Annotated in this window: 15 protein-coding genes and 1 tRNA gene; 8 read left to right on the top strand and 8 right to left on the bottom strand. The window is 69.4% G+C overall.

Features of this window, described 5'->3' with window-relative positions:
* Positions 1 to 28 precede the first annotated feature (28 nt).
* On the top strand, positions 29 to 607 hold the full coding sequence (locus ACWH95_RS00185) for a LytR C-terminal domain-containing protein (protein WP_308194328.1): 579 nt from the start codon (positions 29 to 31) through the stop codon (positions 605 to 607).
* A 123-nt stretch (positions 608 to 730) separates the two neighbouring features.
* On the top strand, positions 731 to 2,350 hold the full coding sequence (groL, locus tag ACWH95_RS00180) for a chaperonin GroEL (protein ID WP_136037073.1): 1,620 nt from the start codon (positions 731 to 733) through the stop codon (positions 2,348 to 2,350).
* 74 nt (positions 2,351 to 2,424) lie between these two features.
* Here the strand turns inward: groL and ACWH95_RS00175 are convergent, their stop codons facing one another.
* The 6 genes from ACWH95_RS00175 to ACWH95_RS00150 form a co-directional block, all read right to left on the bottom strand.
* Positions 2,425 to 2,712, bottom strand: coding sequence for a WXG100 family type VII secretion target (locus tag ACWH95_RS00175; protein WP_136031536.1), 288 nt, complete (start codon positions 2,710 to 2,712; stop codon positions 2,425 to 2,427).
* 139 nt (positions 2,713 to 2,851) lie between these two features.
* Entirely contained in the window at positions 2,852 to 4,543 is a 1,692-nt protein-coding gene (locus ACWH95_RS00170; RefSeq protein ID WP_454119976.1) for a sensor histidine kinase, read from the bottom strand.
* A gap of 55 nt (positions 4,544 to 4,598) precedes the next feature.
* On the bottom strand, positions 4,599 to 5,291 hold the full coding sequence (locus ACWH95_RS00165; RefSeq protein ID WP_136031539.1) for a response regulator transcription factor: 693 nt from the start codon (positions 5,289 to 5,291) through the stop codon (positions 4,599 to 4,601).
* Between the two features lie 72 nt (positions 5,292 to 5,363).
* Positions 5,364 to 7,010, bottom strand: coding sequence for a DNA repair helicase XPB (locus ACWH95_RS00160; protein ID WP_136046254.1), 1,647 nt, complete (start codon positions 7,008 to 7,010; stop codon positions 5,364 to 5,366).
* Positions 7,011 to 7,047: 37 nt separating this feature from the next.
* Complete coding sequence (locus ACWH95_RS00155) at positions 7,048 to 8,757, bottom strand: helicase-associated domain-containing protein (RefSeq protein WP_454119975.1); 1,710 nt, start codon at positions 8,755 to 8,757, stop codon at positions 7,048 to 7,050.
* Positions 8,758 to 8,767: 10 nt separating this feature from the next.
* Complete coding sequence (locus tag ACWH95_RS00150; RefSeq protein WP_136031545.1) at positions 8,768 to 9,043, bottom strand: multidrug ABC transporter ATPase; 276 nt, start codon at positions 9,041 to 9,043, stop codon at positions 8,768 to 8,770.
* Between the two features lie 116 nt (positions 9,044 to 9,159).
* Here ACWH95_RS00150 and ACWH95_RS00145 point away from each other — a divergent pair, with 116 nt between their 5' ends.
* Both ACWH95_RS00145 and ACWH95_RS00140 read left to right on the top strand, forming a co-directional pair.
* Positions 9,160 to 9,540, top strand: coding sequence for a cold-shock protein (locus ACWH95_RS00145; protein ID WP_136031547.1), 381 nt, complete (start codon positions 9,160 to 9,162; stop codon positions 9,538 to 9,540).
* The gene (locus ACWH95_RS00140) at positions 9,524 to 10,177 is read left to right on the top strand and encodes a DUF3027 domain-containing protein (protein ID WP_247637588.1); all 654 of its coding nucleotides are present in this window, start codon (positions 9,524 to 9,526) and stop codon (positions 10,175 to 10,177) included. Before ACWH95_RS00145 ends, ACWH95_RS00140 begins: the two co-directional genes overlap by 17 nt.
* A gap of 10 nt (positions 10,178 to 10,187) precedes the next feature.
* On the opposite strand, the gene serC is transcribed toward ACWH95_RS00140, so the two are convergent.
* Entirely contained in the window at positions 10,188 to 11,300 is a 1,113-nt protein-coding gene (gene serC, locus ACWH95_RS00135) for a phosphoserine transaminase (protein ID WP_136037069.1), read from the bottom strand.
* 101 nt (positions 11,301 to 11,401) lie between these two features.
* Between serC and ACWH95_RS00130 the strand changes: the two genes are divergently transcribed.
* The 4 genes from ACWH95_RS00130 (at position 11,402) to ACWH95_RS00115 (ending at position 14,132) form a co-directional block, all read left to right on the top strand.
* Entirely contained in the window at positions 11,402 to 12,103 is a 702-nt protein-coding gene (locus ACWH95_RS00130; RefSeq protein ID WP_136031553.1) for a metal-dependent transcriptional regulator, read from the top strand.
* A gap of 368 nt (positions 12,104 to 12,471) precedes the next feature.
* Entirely contained in the window at positions 12,472 to 13,206 is a 735-nt protein-coding gene (locus tag ACWH95_RS00125; RefSeq protein WP_240744570.1) for a M23 family metallopeptidase, read from the top strand.
* A gap of 305 nt (positions 13,207 to 13,511) precedes the next feature.
* Entirely contained in the window at positions 13,512 to 14,009 is a 498-nt protein-coding gene (locus ACWH95_RS00120; protein ID WP_136031557.1) for an HNH endonuclease, read from the top strand.
* A gap of 49 nt (positions 14,010 to 14,058) precedes the next feature.
* A tRNA-Arg gene (locus ACWH95_RS00115) sits at positions 14,059 to 14,132 on the top strand.
* 20 nt (positions 14,133 to 14,152) lie between these two features.
* Here the strand turns inward: ACWH95_RS00115 and ACWH95_RS00110 are convergent.
* Positions 14,153 to 16,339, bottom strand: coding sequence for an MMPL family transporter (locus tag ACWH95_RS00110; RefSeq protein WP_136046250.1), 2,187 nt, complete (start codon positions 16,337 to 16,339; stop codon positions 14,153 to 14,155).
* Positions 16,340 to 16,343 lie beyond the last annotated feature (4 nt).

Raw genomic sequence — 16,343 nt, 5'->3', positions numbered from 1 at the left:
GCCAGCATCGTGCCGCTAGCATCGAGGGGTGTCCAAGCCCTCCCGTGACCGATTCGATGACGTTCCCCGCGCCTCCGGACGCGTCGGGGCCCACCGCGCGGAGGCTCCGGGCATGAACGGCTGGGTGGTCCTGCTGTGGTCCTTCGTGGCTGCGCTCGTCCTGATCATCGCCGGGATCTTCGGTTCGCTGGTCGTCATGGGGCGCATCGAGCTGTTCCCCGAGGCGGGCCCCAGCGCGGTGCCGACACCGGAGGAGACGGGTGTGGTCGACCCGAGCTACTCGGTCATGATCCTCAACGCGACCCCTGATTCCGGCCTCGACGACCAGATGCGTGACACTCTCATCAATGCCGGCTGGCCGGCGGGGATCGTGTTCGCCACGGACAGCGCGAGCGACGACTTCGCCACGACGACCATCTACTACGTCGACGACGCGGACGAGCAGGCGGCCGTGGGTCTCGCCGGGGTGATCGGCGGCGCTGCGGTGAAGCAGGACGACTTCTACGCCGATCTGAACGAGACGGGCGGCAAGCAGCTCACCGTCGTGATCGGCCTCGATCGCTCAGCGTCGGCGCCGGAGCAGTCCGAGGAGACTCCCGCTCCCTGACGCCCCTCCACAGGCGGGCGACGCGGCTTGCACTCGATGGTGTCGAGTGCCAGAATGGCGTTAGCACTCTCTCACTCTGAGTGCTAAACCCACCGTCTACGTCCAGGAGGGACGACAAAACTCATGGCAAAGATCATCGCCTTCGATGAGGAGGCCCGCCGCGGCCTCGAGCGTGGCCTCAACATCCTCGCCGACGCGGTCAAGGTGACCCTCGGCCCGCGTGGTCGCAACGTCGTGCTCGAGAAGAAGTGGGGCGCCCCCACGATCACGAACGACGGTGTCTCCATCGCCAAGGAGATCGAGCTGGACGACCCGTACGAGAAGATCGGCGCGGAGCTCGTCAAGGAGGTCGCCAAGAAGACCGACGACGTCGCCGGTGACGGCACGACGACCGCCACGGTGCTCGCCCAGGCCCTGGTCCGCGAGGGTCTGCGCAACGTCGCGGCCGGCGCCGACCCCATCTCCCTCAAGCGCGGCATCGAGAAGGCCGTCGCCGCCATCACCGAGGAGCTGCTGAGCAGCGCGAAGGAGATCGACTCCAAGGAGCAGATCGCCGCGACCGCGTCCATCTCGGCGGCAGACCCGGCCATCGGTGAGCTGATCGCCGAGGCGATCGACAAGGTCGGCAAGGAGGGTGTGGTCACCGTCGAGGAGTCGCAGACCTTCGGCACCGAGCTCGAGCTCACCGAGGGCATGCGCTTCGACAAGGGCTACCTGAACCCGTACTTCGTCACGGACCCGGAGCGCCAGGAGGCCGTGTTCGAGGACCCGTACATCCTCATCGCCAACCAGAAGGTCTCGAACATCAAGGACCTCCTGCCCATCGTCGACAAGGTGATCCAGGACGGCAAGGAGCTCGTCATCATCGCCGAGGACGTCGAGGGCGAGGCTCTGGCGACGCTCGTGCTGAACAAGCTCAAGGGCATCTTCAAGTCGGTCGCCGTCAAGGCTCCCGGCTTCGGCGACCGTCGCAAGGCGCAGCTGCAGGACATCGCGATCCTCACCGGCGGCCAGGTCATCACCGAAGAGGTGGGCCTGAAGCTCGAGAACGCGACGCTCGACCTGCTGGGTCGTGCCCGCAAGGTCATCGTCACCAAGGACGAGACCACGATCGTCGAGGGTGCCGGCGAGGCCGACCAGATCGAGGGTCGCGTCACGCAGATCCGTCGCGAGATCGAGAACACCGACAGCGACTACGACCGCGAGAAGCTGCAGGAGCGCCTGGCGAAGCTCGCCGGTGGCGTGGCCGTCATCAAGGCGGGCGCTGCAACCGAGGTCGAGCTCAAGGAGCGCAAGCACCGCATCGAGGACGCCGTGCGCAACGCGAAGGCGGCCGTCGAGGAGGGCATCGTCCCCGGTGGTGGCGTCGCGCTCATCCAGTCCGGCACCAAGGCGCTCGACGCCCTGTCCCTCGAGGGTGACGAGGCGACCGGTGCGAACATCGTCCGCGTGGCGATCGAGGCTCCGCTCAAGCAGATCGCCCTCAACGCCGGTCTCGAGCCGGGTGTCGTCGCCAACAAGGTCTCCGAGCTCCCCGCGGGCCAGGGCCTCAACGCCGCCAGCGGCGAGTACGGCGACATGTTCGCACAGGGCATCATCGACCCGGCGAAGGTCACGCGCTCCGCGCTGCAGAACGCCGCGTCGATCGCCGGCCTGTTCCTGACGACGGAGGCCGTCGTCGCCGACAAGCCGGAGAAGGCTGCCGCTCCCGTGGGTGACCCCTCGGGTGGCATGGACTTCTGATCCCGCTGCATCCACAGAAAGCCCCCGGCTCCGGCCGGGGGCTTTCTGGTGTTCACCGGAAGTGAAGCCGACGCTCAGCGGAACATGCTCGCCGAGTACTGGTCGGCGTCGGCGTACTGCGTCGCGACGGAGCCGAGCGATGTGCCGATGCCGTCGAGCACCTGCTCGACGTGGAGCTGCGCGCCCTGCCACTGCTCGGCACACCCCTGGAACGCATTGGACGCGGTTCCCACCCACGACGACTGCAACTGCCTGAGCTGCGCCATGAGCGTCGATGACTCGGCACGCAGACGCTCGATGGTCGCGCGGGTGGAGGCGTGCGCGGCGTGCATGGCATCGGTGTCGACGGTGAATACGGTCATGAGGAACTCCTTCATCTCGGAGCTTCCGACGGTAGGTGAGGCCACGTCGATGGAGCGGACGGGAGGCGGGTCACCCCTGCGTCCTGGGGACACCTCGTCCGCTCACGACTCCGTGCAGAGCCAGCGCCAGGCGTCGCAGTCAGGGCAGGTCGAGCGGGTCGAGCGGTTGCGTGTCTTCGAGCAGGTGGGCCGGCGTAGCCTGGGCCGGTGCCAGGGGCAGCGTGACCGTGAAGGTCGCTCCGCCCCCCGGGCTCTCGGAGACCGCGATGTCGCCGTTGAGCGCCTTCAGGATGGAGGCCACGATCGCCAGGCCCAGCCCGGATCCGCCGGTCTCCCTCGCCCGCGAAGTGTCCGCTCGCCAGAACCGCTCGAAGATCTGCTCCCGGATCTGCGGCGGCACGCCCTCTCCGTGATCGACGATGGCGATACTCGCCGTTCCCGCCAGGCGATCCGAGTCCACGACGATCTCGATGGGGCTGTCGGCGGGGGAGAAGCGCCGCGCGTTGCCCAAGAGGTTGGTCACGACCTGGCGCACCTTGTTCTCCTCGCCGAGCACGATCGGCGGTGTCCGCACGGGAATGTCCTGCACCTCGCTGAAGTCGATGGCCGGCGGTTCCTCGTTCTGCTTGGCGCGGCGGCGCAGCCGGGACAGCGGTGCGAGCGGCCGCACGCGCGGGGCGGTGCGCTCGGGTTCGATCGGGACGATCGGCGTGCGCACCGGCGCCGTGGGGACGTTCTCCAGCGTCCGGTCGATCACCGAGATCACCCGGCCGGGTGCTGCCGCCCGTACGTCGAGCGCCGCGTCGCGCGCAATCGGCCGGAGGTCGAGCGGCTCGATCGTGGGCTCGCGCTCCTCATCGAGCCGAGCCAGCGCCAGCAGGTCTTCCACCAGCACCCCCATCCGGATCGCTTCCTTCTCGATGCGCTCCATGGCCCTGGCGGTGTCCTCTTCGCCCGTGATCGCGCCCATGCGATAGAGCTCGGCGTAGCCGCGGACACTCACGAGCGGGGTGCGCAGCTCGTGGCTCGCGTCGCCGATGAAGCGTCGCATGTGCTGCACGGTCCGGTCGCGCTGCGCGAGGGAGCGATCGACGCGGTCGAGCATCGTGTTGATCGCGGCATTGAGGCGGCCCACCTCGGTGGTCGGTTCCAGGTCGGTGAGGCGCTGTCGGAAGTCGCCCGCCGCGATCGACATGGCGGTCTGCTCGACCTGCCCCAGCCGCCGGAACGTCAGCGTCACCAGGCCGCGCGTGAGCAATGCGGCGACGAAGATCGTGATCAGCGCGATCGTGATGTAGATGCCGAAGTACTGGCTGATGATGCGATCGGCCTCGGCCAACGGCAGAGCGACCATCTGGATGCTGAGCGGCGTGCCCTCCTGCTGCACCAGGGCGACGGCCCCGTGGTAGACGCTGCCGTTGTCCCCCTCGAGCGCGAGCACCTTGTCCTCGTTCGCCTGTGCCTCCGAGAGCGAGTACTCCGCGGGGAAGAAGGGGGCACGACCCGACGCGCTGGGGGCCGTGGCGCGCAGCGCGCCCTCCGCGTCATACACCGCGAAGGAGAAGTCGCGGGGCTTCTCGTCGCGGGGCGTGTAGGTCGTGACGCCGTCGATCGTCGTGGTGTCGAAGTAGCGCTCGATCAGATCGCTCGTGACGAGGGCAGGAAGTTGCGCGTTGATGTTCTCCACGAGCGCGTTGCGGAGCAGCGGAACCGTGCCGATCCCGGCCACCAGCAGACCGAGCGCGAGCACGGCGACCGTGACGCCGGTGACCTTGGCGCGGAGGCTGATCCGCCGCCACCACGTGGTCACCGCATCCGGCTCGTGCGCCATGCGGCCCTCCCTGCTGTGGCGATCCCGCCGTCGAGGGCGGATCCGTGCGACGTCGTCAGACCGTCTTGCCGACCTTGAGCATGTAGCCGAAGCCGCGCTTCGTTTGGATCAGCGACTCCTCCGTGTGCGGGTCGATCTTCCGACGCAGGTAGGAGATGTAGCTCTCGACGATGCCGGCATCGCCGTTGAAGTCGTACTCCCAGACGTGGTCGAGGATCTGAGCCTTCGAGAGCACCCGGTTGGGGTTGAGCATCAGGTAGCGCAGGAGCTTGAACTCGGTCGGGCTCAGCTCGATCGGCTCCTTGCCGACGTAGACGTCGTGGGTGTCCTGATCCATCGACAGCTCGCCGGCGCGGATGATCGACTCCTCGTCGGCCTGCATGGTGCGACGGAGGATGGCCTGGGCGCGGGCGACGATCTCGTCGAGGCTGAACGGCTTGGTGACATAGTCGTCGCCGCCGGCGTTGAGGCCTTCGATCTTGTCGTCCGTGCCGTCCTTGGCGGTGAGGAACAGGATGGGAGCGGTGAAGCCGGCGCCGCGGAGGCGCTTGGTCACGCTGAAGCCGTTCATGTCCGGCAGCATGACGTCCAGGATGATGAGGTCCGGCTCCTCCTCGAGGACGGCCGAGATCGTGGCGGCGCCGTTGGCGACCGTCTTCACCTGGAACCCGGCGAAGCTGAGACCCGTGGAGAGCAGGTCGCGGATGTTGGGCTCGTCGTCGACGACCAGGATGCGCGCAGCAGTCATGTCCCCATTATGGTGACTTCGGCCATGCGGTTGCTGATTACCTTCGGAGCGCCGGAAGCCGCACCGCCGAGGCTAGGCGGCCGCGGCGATCGCGTCCGCGTCCATGATCGTGTAGCTGTAGCCCTGCTCGGCGAGGAACCGCTGGCGGTTCTGCGCATAGTCTTGGTCGATCGTGTCCCGAGCGACGAGCGTGTAGAAGCTCGCCGTGTGTCCGGACTGCTTGGGACGCAGGAGCCGTCCGAGCCGCTGGGCCTCCTCCTGCCGTGAGCCGAACGAGCCGGACACCTGGATGGCGACAGAGGCCTCGGGCAGGTCGATGGAGAAGTTCGCCACCTTCGACACCACGAGCAGTGAGATGTCGCCCTCGCGGAAGGCGCGGTACAGTTCCTCGCGCTCCTCGACCGGCGTCGATCCGGTGATCTGCGGTGCGTTCAGCGCATCGGACAGCGAGTCGAGCTGATCGAGGTACTGGCCGATCACGAGGATCTGCTCTCCTTCGTGCTTCGCGATCAGCTCGCGGACGGCGTCGATCTTGGCGGGCGCCGACGCGGCGAGGCGGTAGCGTTCGTCATCGGTCGCCGCGGCGTACTCCAGCCGGTCGCTCGGCGGAAGGTCCACGCGCACCTCGTAGCAGACGGCCGGGGAGATGAACCCCTGCGCCTCGATCTGCTTCCAGGGAGCGTCGAAGCGCTTCGGTCCGATCAGGCTGAAGACGTCGCCCTCGCGGCCGTCCTCACGGACGAGCGTCGCGGTCAGGCCGATGCGGCGACGGGCCTGGAGGTCGGCGGTCAGCTTGAACACCGGCGCGGGCAGGAGGTGGACCTCGTCGTACACGATGAGGCCCCAGTCCAAGGCGTCGAGCAGCGCCAGGTGCGCGTACTCGCCCTTCCGCTTGGCGGTGAGGATCTGGTAGGTCGCGATGGTGACCGGCTTGACCTCCTTCGACTGCCCCGAGTACTCGCCGATCTCCTCCGGTGTGAGGCTGGTGCGCTTGAGCAGCTCGTCGCGCCACTGTCGCGCCGAGACCGTGTTGGTCACGAGGATCAGCGTCGTGGTCTTCGTCGCGGCCATGGCTCCGGCCCCGACGATCGTCTTGCCCGCGCCGCAGGGGAGGACCACGACGCCGGAGCCGTCCTTCGCGAAGGCGTCGACCGCGTCCTGCTGGTACGGGCGGATGTGCCAGCCGTCCTCGGCGAGCTCGATCTCGTGCGGAGTGCCGGGCGTGTAGCCCGCGAGGTCCTCCGCGGGCCAGCCGATCTTCAGCAGCTCCTGCTTGATCTGTCCGCGGGCCCACGCGTCGACCACGAAGGTCTCGGGAGTCGGGTGGCCGATCAGCAGCGGCTGGATGCGCTTGTTGTTCGCGACCTGCGCCAGCACGGCGGGATCGGTCGACCGCAGGATCAGCACGCCCTCGTCGTCGCGCTCGATGACGAGCCGTCCGTAGCGGTTGACGGTCTCGCGCAGGTCGACGGCGACCGACGGGGGCACCGGGAAACGCGACCAGCGGTCGAGCGTCTCCAGCATGTCTTCTGCCGTGTGCCCGGCGGCTCGCGCGTTCCACAGTCCCAGGCGGGTGATGCGGTACGTGTGGATGTGCTCCGGCGCGCGTTCCAGCTCGGCGAAGATCGCGAGCTCGTGTCGGGCGCTCTCGGCATCGGCGTGGGCGACCTCGAGCAGCACGGTGCGGTCGCTCTGGACGATCAGGGGGCCATCAGACATAGCTGACCAGTCTACCGGCCGTCCGGAGGGCAGGGCCTCACGGGGCCACGACGGTCGCCGCGCGGATGCTCGACACCGGGAGCGTGCGCTCGACGTCGGCGGCCCTGTCGCGGCCGCGCAGCCGTCCGCCACCGATACCCGTGGCCTCCAGGAGCAGGTCCCGCGTGGATCCGTCCGGCATGCCGACCGTCACACGCAGGACGGCCTTGGCTCGCACCGCGGCTTCGAGCTCCCGGTCGAGCCAGGCGGCATCGGCGTCCGGACCCTGGCGATCGCGCAGCCGGGCGATCAGCGTGTCGTAGTCGTCAGCGGGGTCGTGTCCGTCGGCCGGGGGAGCGGCGGGGTGGCGGTCGCGCACGACGATCGCTCCGTCCTCGTCGACGAGGCTCGCGGGGTAGCGGGCGTCCGTCAGCGCCCAGTACACGGTGTCCTGTGCCACTCGCGTGGTGAGCGAGCCCACGTGGGCTGTGAGCGCGAGCGGTCGGAGCGCCTGATCGACCGCGAGGGCTTCCAACACGTGCGGGTCGCTGCTCTCGATCCGGGTGCGCCCCGTCTCGCCGTCGACGGACACCCGGATGAGGCCGTGCCGTTGGGCGGTCTGCGCCAGCAGGTAGCCCAGCGGCTGGGGTATTCCGGTGAGGGAGATCGCGCCGAGGAAGTCGAGGATGGAGTGTTCGCTCTCCCCGGTGGCGAAGGCGTGGGCCACCGACTCGGCGGTGAACCGGTAGGAGGAGGCCTGTGCAGCGGACTCCCGGACGGCGATCGTGCGCAGTCGCACGTCGAGGGCGGGCTGCAGCGGACCGGGAGCGATGGCCGTGAGGTCGTTCTGGAGGAAGATGCGGTCGACCTCCGCCGGGAGCTGTGCGACGAGGGTGCGGGCGTCGGCGGGCTCTCCGCGTCGGAGCGGCGCGGCCCAGGGGGGCTCGGTGCCGTCGTCGGCGATCAGACCGATCAGCCGGGCCGATTCCGTGAGCTCAGCGGCGTGTTCCGTCCAGGCGGCGTCCCAGGGGTGCGCGAGCGGCCACTGCGACACCGGGATCCACCCGGCAGTCGCCGGGCGAAGACCGCGCGGCAGGGAGTCGCGGAAGGCGGTCGCGAGGAGCGTCCAGCGGGCGGCGACGGAAGAGCGCAGCCACTCCTCGGCGAGCGCGGTCGTCCGCAGCCGACGGTCGACCGGGGCCGCCAGCCGGGCACGGACGGCGAGTCCGGAGAGCAGGTCGATGGCCTCGGTGGGCAGCCCGGCCTCGGCGAGCTGTCGCTTCTCGCCGGCGCTCACCGCTCCGCCGAGCAGGAGGGCGAAGGGCCGCTCCCTGGCGATGAGGAGGAGGTCGGCGAGGCGCGCGACCGTGGTGAAGGCGCGCTCGGCGGCGTGAGCGGACGTGGCCTCGGAGGACGGCGCGGGGGGAGTGGCGTCGATCGGCGTCGGCCGCGCGCGGCCTTCGACCAGCAGGTCCACGGGCGGCTGCGGTGTCCCGTCGGCGCGCAGGAGGGCGAGGGCGACCAGTCGCTCGCGGCCCTCGCCCGGCTGCTCACCGGCGACGGCATCCACGAGGGACGCGGCCTCCGCGGCGGTGAGTGCCGGGAGGACTCGGCTCAGGGAGGACGGTTCCAGCAGGGCCTCAGCCGCATCGAAGAAGTCCTGCCACGTCGCGTCGGGGCGTACGCCGCGGGCGGCGAACAGCTCTCGGAGCTCGGCATCGCTCGCTGCGGCCAGGCGGTCGGCCAGCGGTCGTGCGTGCGTGCTCATCGGCGGGGGCTCAGCGACGCGATTGCGCGCGACCCTTCCGGACGAAGCTCATGATCAGCAGGGTGATGATCAGCACGAACGCGAGTGGCAGCCCCCAGTAGGGGATCGCGGCGACGACCGGCCACGCGCCTTCACCGAACGCGGCGCGGTCCATGCCCGTGGCGGTGCCGATGATGATCGCGAAGAAGCACACCACGGAGGCGGCGGCGATCCCGAGTGCGGTGAACGCCAGGATGCGATCGATCCGGCGGATGGGGACCTCCGGTCCGGGGCTCTGCGTGCTCATCCGCTCCAGACTACTCGCCCCGGCGCGGTCGGTTCCGTTCGCCCCGCGACCGGTAGGCTGGACGCACGCGCACGAGCGCGCTCTGTTCTGCTTTTCGATACCAGCGAGGTTCACCCATGCCCACCGGCAAGGTCAGGTTCTACGACGAAGACAAGGGTTTCGGCTTCATCGCCAGCGATGACGGCCAGGACGTCTTCCTGCACGCCTCCGCGATGCCGGCCGGCACCGCGATCAAGGCGGGTGCGCGCGTGGAGTTCGGCGTCGCCGATGGCAAGCGCGGCCTGCAGGCGCTGTCCGTGCGGGTGCTCGAGGCCCCGCCCAGCCTGGCGAAGGCCAAGCGCAAGCCCGCCGACGACATGGCGATCATCATCGAAGACCTGGTGAAGCTGCTCGACGGCATCGGCGGCGATCTGCGTCGCGGGCGCTACCCGTCCTCCGGTCACGGCCGCAAGATCGCAGCCGTTCTGCGCAAGGTCGCTGATGACCTCGAAGCCTGAGGCTGACGCCCGCCTCGTCGAGGCCCATGATCTCGCGCTCGCAGCGCTGCGCGAGTTCACTCCCGCGTCCACCATCGGGCCGGCCGCCGGATACATCGCAGAGGAAGACGGATCGGTCTCGCTGCGCTTCGAGAACCGGCTGGCCGGATATCCGGGGTGGTACTGGACCGTGACGGTGGCCCGCGTCGACGACGAAGAGCCCACGGTGCTGGAGGCCGAGCTCCTGCCGGGCGACGGCGCACTCCTCGCGCCCGAATGGGTGCCCTGGGCCGAGCGCCTGGCGGAGTATCGCGCGCACCAGGCCGAGCTCGCCGACGCGGCTGCGGCGGCAACGGACGGCGATGACGGCGACCGGTCAGACGGAGCCGCGGACGTCGAACTCGACGATGTCCTGGACGACGAGCTCGACGAGGATGACGACGAGGCGTCCGACATCCTTCACGCCGGCGACCTCGACGGCGTCGACATCGACGAGCTCGACGACTCCGCATCCGACGACGAACTCGACGACTCCGCATCCGACGACGCGGAGGACGACGACGCGGATGTCGAAGACGACGCCGAAGACGACGACGCCGAAGACGACGACGCCGACGTCCGCGGTGCGGACGCCGGCGAGGTCGACGAGGAGGAGTGAGTCCCGGCGCTCAGCCGCCGAGGTTCTCCAGCACGTAGTCGATCGAGCGCGTGAGCTGACGGATGTCGTCGGGCTCGATGGAGACGAACGTCGCGACGCGCAGCTGATTGCGTCCGAGCTTGCGGTACGGCTCGGTGTCGACGATGCCGTTGGCGCGCAGCGTCTTCGCGATCGCTGCCGCGTCGATGCTGTCGTCGAAGTCGATCGTCGCGACGACCGGCGAGCGGTGTGCCGGGTCGGACACGAACGGCGTCGCCACGGTGGAGGCCTCGGCCCAGTCGTACAGCACGGAGGACGACTCCGCGGTGCGCGCCGCAGCCCAGGCGAGGCCGCCGTTGTCGAGGATCCACTGCAGCTGGCTGTCGAGCAGGTGCAGCGTGGTCAGCGCCGGGGTGTTGAGGGTCTGGTTGAGTCGGGAGTTGTCGACCGCCTGCTTGAGGCTGAGGAACTCGGGGATGTAGCGGCCCGAAGCGGCGATGCGCTCGATGCGGTCGACCGCGGCGGGCGAGACGGCCGCGAACCACAGTCCGCCGTCCGACCCGAGGTTCTTCTGCGGGGCGAAGTAGTACACATCGGCCTGCGCGACGTCGAAGTCGATGCCGCCCGCCGCGCTCGTCGCATCGATCACGGTCAGGGCCCCGTCGGCGTCGACGCGCGACACCGGAGCGCTCACGCCGGTCGAGGTCTCGTTGTGCGGCCACGCGTACACGTCGATCCCGTCGACGAATGCGGCCTGCGTGCGGGATCCCGGCTCCGCTCTGCGCACGTCGGGGGCCTCGAGCCACGGGGCCCCGGCGGCGGCGGCGAACTTGCCGCCGAACTCGCCGAACACGAGGTTCTGGCTACGACGCTCGATGAGGCCGAACGCCGCGGCATCCCAGAACGCGGTGGAGCCGCCGTTGCCGAGCAGGATCTCGTATCCGTCCGGGATGCGGAACAGCGCGGCGAGCCGCTCGCGCACGCTGCCGACGAGGTTCTTCACGGGCGCCTGACGATGCGAGGTGCCGAGGATCGACGAGCCGGAGGAGAGCAGCGCCTCCAGCTGTGCGGGCCGCACCTTCGAGGGGCCGCAGCCGAAGCGCCCGTCAGCGGGCAGGAGGTCACCGGGAATCTCGATCGCCATGGGTCGATTCTAGGGGGAGCGCACGGGGCCGCCCCGCCTGCTGTCGATCCGATGTCCCCGCGGGAATGTAGGCTTGCCTAAGAACTTCGGAGGGCCCGCACATGACCGATCTGATCGACACCACGGAGATGTATCTCCGCACCATCCTCGAACTCGAGGAGGAGAACATCGTGCCGCTGCGCGCGCGCATCTCCGAGCGGCTCGGCCACTCCGGACCGACCGTGTCGCAGACGGTCGGGCGGATGGAGCGCGACGGGCTCGTCGTGGTCTCCGAGGATCGTACGCTCGAGCTCACCGACGCCGGTCGCCGCAAGGCGGTCGACGTGATGCGCAAGCACCGTCTCGCCGAGCGCCTGCTGTCGGATGTGATCGGACTCGACTGGGCGTTCGTGCACGAAGAGGCCTGCCGCTGGGAGCACGTGATGAGCGAGCAGGTGGAGCGCCGCCTCGTCGAGCTGCTCGGGCATCCCACGGAGTCGCCCTACGGCAATCCGATCCCCGGTCTGGATCAGCTCGGCGACCTCCCGGCCCGCACGTTCGATGAGGGCGTCGTCGGTCTGGTGCAGCGTCTGAACGCGGCGGGCGAGCCCGTCGAGGGCACGGTGCGTCGTCTGGCCGAGCCCGCGCAGGTCGACCCCGAGCTGCTGGAGCAGCTGCGCGATGCGGGCGTCGTACCGGGGGCGCGCGGTGACTTCCGGTTCAACGAGGGCTACGTCCTCATCCAGATGGACGGCAAGGACGAGGGGCTCGAGCTTCCCGTCGAGCTCGCGTCGCACATCTTCCTGGTGGGCGAACCGGCCTGATCGCGCCGCAGAATCGCGGTTCGTCGCGCACCGTCTCGGGGCGTCGGACGGCCTCACCGAGGATTGCCAGTTTCCCAGGGTGACATGATCGTTATCTTCCGGTAACCTCGGTCAGGTCCTCAGCGAAGAAGCCCGTTGGGGATGGACCGCGAAGATACGCCTTCAGGCTCATCGTCTTCTCGGCACGGATGACTCTCGTACCCGATTCCCCATCCGCGCCATCGAGGAGAGCGCCGATGAGCCAGCACACCCGAGGTGCGAAGGCCCAGGAGGACCACGTTTTGGCCGCAGACATCGAACCGACCGAGAAGACACCTGAAGATCGAGTTCCGGCTCGCCGCACCCCACCGAAGGTGACGGCGCGAAAGGTGGTCAAGCCTCTCCGGTCGGTGGCGATCTTCGGTGCCGTCGGTGCACTGGTCGCCGCCGTCGCGCTTCCCGCCTACGCCGCGTCCAAGCCGGCCGATGCCGCCACCACGACGGTGCAGCAGCTCGCCGCGGTCGACGCGCAGTCGCTGGTCGTCGCTTCCGAGGCGACCTCCGCTCCCGTCGTGCGCGGCACCTTCAGCGCGACGACTCCCGACGAGATCGCGAAGAAGAAGGCCGAGGAGGCCGCTGCCGCTCGCGCCGCGGCCGCCGCCACCGCTGCGGCTTCGTCGTCGGGCGGTCGCTTCAACACGGCCGGCTACGCGCTCACCGCGCCGGGCTCCGGCGAGGTGCGCTATCCGCTGCCGCTCGGCTCGTGGCACGTCAGCCGCACGATCGGCGGCGGTCACAACGGCATCGACATGCTCGCACCCGCGGGCACCCCGATCTACGCGGCTGCGGCCGGCGTCGTCCGGGCTTCGGCCGAGAACATCGGCGGCTACGGCGTCTGCGTCATGCTCGACAGCGTCATCGGCGGCCAGCGCGTGCAGACCACGTACGGCCACATGCTCTACGGCTCGCGTCAGGTGCAGGCCGGCCAGAGCGTCGCGGCCGGTCAGCTCATCGGCTACGTCGGCAGCACGGGACGTTCGACCGCGAACCACCTGCACTTCGAGGTGTGGATCAACGGCGGCCTGGTGGAGCCGGGCAACTGGCTCTCGATCAACGCCGGCTGACGGACACACCTGCGATCGTTCACCCGCTGTTGCGCCCTGCCCCCTGTGGGATGGGTTAGCCTGAACCCGTCGTCGAACAGGCGGGAGAGGCTGATGGAGCGAATACCGACCATCCGAACCATGGATGCCCTCGGTCGTCACGTCCTTCAGCATCGCCCGCAGGGATGCCGCGGTCCTGCCGCGCGCGAAAGGCGCTGTCTCTAGACAGCGCCTTTTTTCGTCCCTGCGTGCACTCCACCACCTGTGCGATGCCGTGTGAGTCGAGAGTGCCGGGAAGCCGTCCCGGCGGATCGAGAGGATGACGAATGCGCACACTGGTCCTGAACGCCGGGTACGAGCCGCTGGCGATCGTGTCGTTCAAGCGAGCACTGGTCCTGGTCATGAATGAGAAAGCGACCGTGATCGAGCGCGTCGAAGACGACCCCGTCTGGGGGACGCACGGTGTCTACGACCGGCCAGCCGTGATCATCCTGTCCCGCTACGTGCGGGTGCCGACCGGGCGACGTGTTCCGGTCACCCGGCGCGGGGTGCTCCGCCGCGACGACCACCGCTGCGGCTACTGCGGCAAGTCGGCATCGACCATCGACCACGTCCTGCCCCGGTCGCGCGGGGGAGCGGACTCGTGGGAGAACCTCGTCGCGTGCTGCCTGCGGTGCAACAACCTCAAGAGCAATCGCACGCCGCAGGAGATGCGGTGGCAGCTGCGGTTCACGCCGCGCCCACCCCACGGCACCGCCTGGACGGTGCGGGGGTCCGAGCGGAGCGACCCGCGGTGGGAGCCGTACCTCGCCCTCGCGGCCTGACCCTGAGCGGCCGAGGGCGCGCATCCCGGTCCCGTAGACTGGGGTGCGCGCCCTCGTAGCTCAGCAGGATAGAGCAGCCCTCTCCTAAAGGGCAGGTCGCAGGTTCGAATCCTGTCGAGGGCACCCTTCCCGCGATCCCGTCGTCACGGCTTCCCGCGGCGCCACAGCGCGGACGGCCACCAGATGGCCTTCCCGATGTCGTACGTGAGAGCGGGCACGAGCAGCGAGCGCACGACGAACGTGTCGAGCAGGACGCCGAACGCGACGATGAACGCGAGCTGCACGAGGAACAGGATCGGGATCACCGAGAGGGCGGCGAACGTCGCGGCGAGCACGAGGCCGGCAGAGGTGATGACGCCCCCGGTGATCGAGAGCCCGCGCAGGATGCCCTCGCGTGTTCCGTGCTGCTTCGACTCCTCGCGCACGCGGGTCATCAGGAAGATGTTGTAGTCGATGCCCAGGGCCACGAGGAACACGAAGCCGTAGAGCGGGACGGCCGGGTCGGCGCCGGGGAACGCGAAGATCCCGTTGAACACGAGCGCGGACACGCCGAGCGCGGTTCCGAACGACAGCACCGTGGTCAGGATCAGCAGCACCGGGGCGAGGATCGACCGGAGCAGCAGCATCAGGATCAGCATGATCACGAGCAGGATCACCGGGATGATGAGGTTGCGGTCGTGGATCGAGGCATCGTTCGTGTCGACCGATGTGGCCGTGACGCCGCCCACGATCGCACCGAGGTCGTCGAGCTCGACGCGCAGCTCCCGCACCGTCGCGGCAGCCTCGGCGGAGTCCGCTGCGTCGGTCAGGGTCCCCTGCAGCAGCACCTGACCGTCCACGACCGTGGGATCCGGCGCGGGGGTTCCCGGAGGGCCGACCGCCGTGATCCCGTCCTCGTCGATCGGCGCGGAGCCGCTCGGGGAGTCGGCGGCGGTCACCGTGACCCCGTCGATCCCGTCGTTGGACAGGAGCACGTCCGCCGCGTCTTGCATGCGCTCCTCGTCGACCACGACCGACACCGGGCTGCCCGACCCGCCGGGGAAGTGCTCGCCCAGCGCGACCTGCCCGTCGCGCGCCTCAGAGGCTCCGAGTACGAGGTCGGACTGCGGCACTCCCACCGCGTCGAGCTGGGTGACTCCGGCGGCTCCGGCCAGGAGCACGAGCGTCGTCACGATCCAGATCACCCGGGGGCGCTTCTTCACCGCGCCGGCGAGGCGAGCCCACAGCCCGGTGGTGCGCATGCCGTGCTCCTCCGCGACGACCTCGGGCTCGAAACGGGGCCGGCGGGGCCAGAACACCGCGCGCCCGAAGAGCAGCAGCAACGACGGGAGCAGTGTGAGCGCCGACAGCATCGCGAACACGATGCCGATCGCGGCGACCGGCCCCAGTGTGCTGTTCGACTTCAGGTCGCTGAGCAGCAGGCACAGCAGTCCGGCGATCACGGTGCCGCCTGACGCGACGATCGGCTCGACCGAGCCCTTCCACGCGGCCCGCAGCGCGACGCCCTTGTCCTGCGCGACGCGCAGCTCTTCACGGAAGCGGGCGACGAGGAGCAGCGCATAGTCGGTCGCGGCGCCGATCACGAGGATGAACAGGATGCCCTGGGTCTGTCCGCTCAGCAGCAGGATCTCCCACTTCGCCAGCCACCACACCACCAGGAGCGCGACGCACAGCGCGAACAGACTCGTGGACAGCACGACGAGGGGCAGCAGGAACGACCGGTAGACCAGGACGAGGATCACGAGGACCGCCAGCAGCGCCACCCCGAGCAGGAGGCCGTCGATCCCCGAGAAGCCGGCGACCAGGTCGGCGCTGAAACCGGCCGGTCCGGTGATGTAGACCGTGACCCCGTCGGGGACCGCCGCGCGCAACTCCTCGCCGAGCGCCGTGGTGGTATCGGCGAGTTCCGCGTCGCCCTCGATCGGGATGAACGCCTGCACGGCCTTCCCGTCGTCGGACGGGAGCGCGGGCGAGACGTCGTCCGCGACGCCCTCGACCGACGGAGCGTCGGCGACCGCATCGCTGATCGCGTCGAGCTCGGTCTGCGTCAGCTCCTGGTCCGAGGTGAACACCGCGATGGCCGGGATCGCGTCGCTGTCGTTGAACTCGCCCAGGAGCTGTTGCACGGTGGTCGCGTCGGCCGATTCGGGCAGGTACGTGGTCTGGTCGTTCGAGGAGACCTCGTCGACCTTGCCGAACAGGGGACCACCGAACGACGCCCCGGCCAGCCACACCAGAATCAGCAGGACCGGGAGGAAGACCCGCAGCCACGAGTGGCGACGGACGCGCTCTCGGGACGGCGGGGTCGGCGTTTCGGCGGGGCGGGACATCGGG

Source organism: Microbacterium sp. NPDC055502, assembly GCF_053643635.1.
This window is presented reverse-complemented; position numbering and strand designations above follow the sequence as displayed.

Coding starts and splice junctions, on each gene's coding strand:
- ACWH95_RS00170 (WP_454119976.1), bottom strand. CDS start 4,543: ATGGCGCACGAGCCGGATGCGGTGACCACGTGGTGGCGGCGGATCAGC.
- ACWH95_RS00175 (WP_136031536.1), bottom strand. CDS start 2,712: ATGACCGTATTCACCGTCGACACCGATGCCATGCACGCCGCGCACGCC.
- ACWH95_RS00150 (WP_136031545.1), bottom strand. CDS start 9,043: ATGAGCACGCAGAGCCCCGGACCGGAGGTCCCCATCCGCCGGATCGAT.
- ACWH95_RS00160 (WP_136046254.1), bottom strand. CDS start 7,010: ATGTCTGATGGCCCCCTGATCGTCCAGAGCGACCGCACCGTGCTGCTC.
- ACWH95_RS00140 (WP_247637588.1), top strand. CDS start 9,524: ATGACCTCGAAGCCTGAGGCTGACGCCCGCCTCGTCGAGGCCCATGAT.
- ACWH95_RS00120 (WP_136031557.1), top strand. CDS start 13,512: ATGCGCACACTGGTCCTGAACGCCGGGTACGAGCCGCTGGCGATCGTG.
- ACWH95_RS00155 (WP_454119975.1), bottom strand. CDS start 8,757: ATGAGCACGCACGCACGACCGCTGGCCGACCGCCTGGCCGCAGCGAGC.
- ACWH95_RS00165 (WP_136031539.1), bottom strand. CDS start 5,291: ATGACTGCTGCGCGCATCCTGGTCGTCGACGACGAGCCCAACATCCGC.
- ACWH95_RS00145 (WP_136031547.1), top strand. CDS start 9,160: ATGCCCACCGGCAAGGTCAGGTTCTACGACGAAGACAAGGGTTTCGGC.
- ACWH95_RS00110 (WP_136046250.1), bottom strand. CDS start 16,339: ATGTCCCGCCCCGCCGAAACGCCGACCCCGCCGTCCCGAGAGCGCGTC.
- serC (WP_136037069.1), bottom strand. CDS start 11,300: ATGGCGATCGAGATTCCCGGTGACCTCCTGCCCGCTGACGGGCGCTTC.
- ACWH95_RS00130 (WP_136031553.1), top strand. CDS start 11,402: ATGACCGATCTGATCGACACCACGGAGATGTATCTCCGCACCATCCTC.
- groL (WP_136037073.1), top strand. CDS start 731: ATGGCAAAGATCATCGCCTTCGATGAGGAGGCCCGCCGCGGCCTCGAG.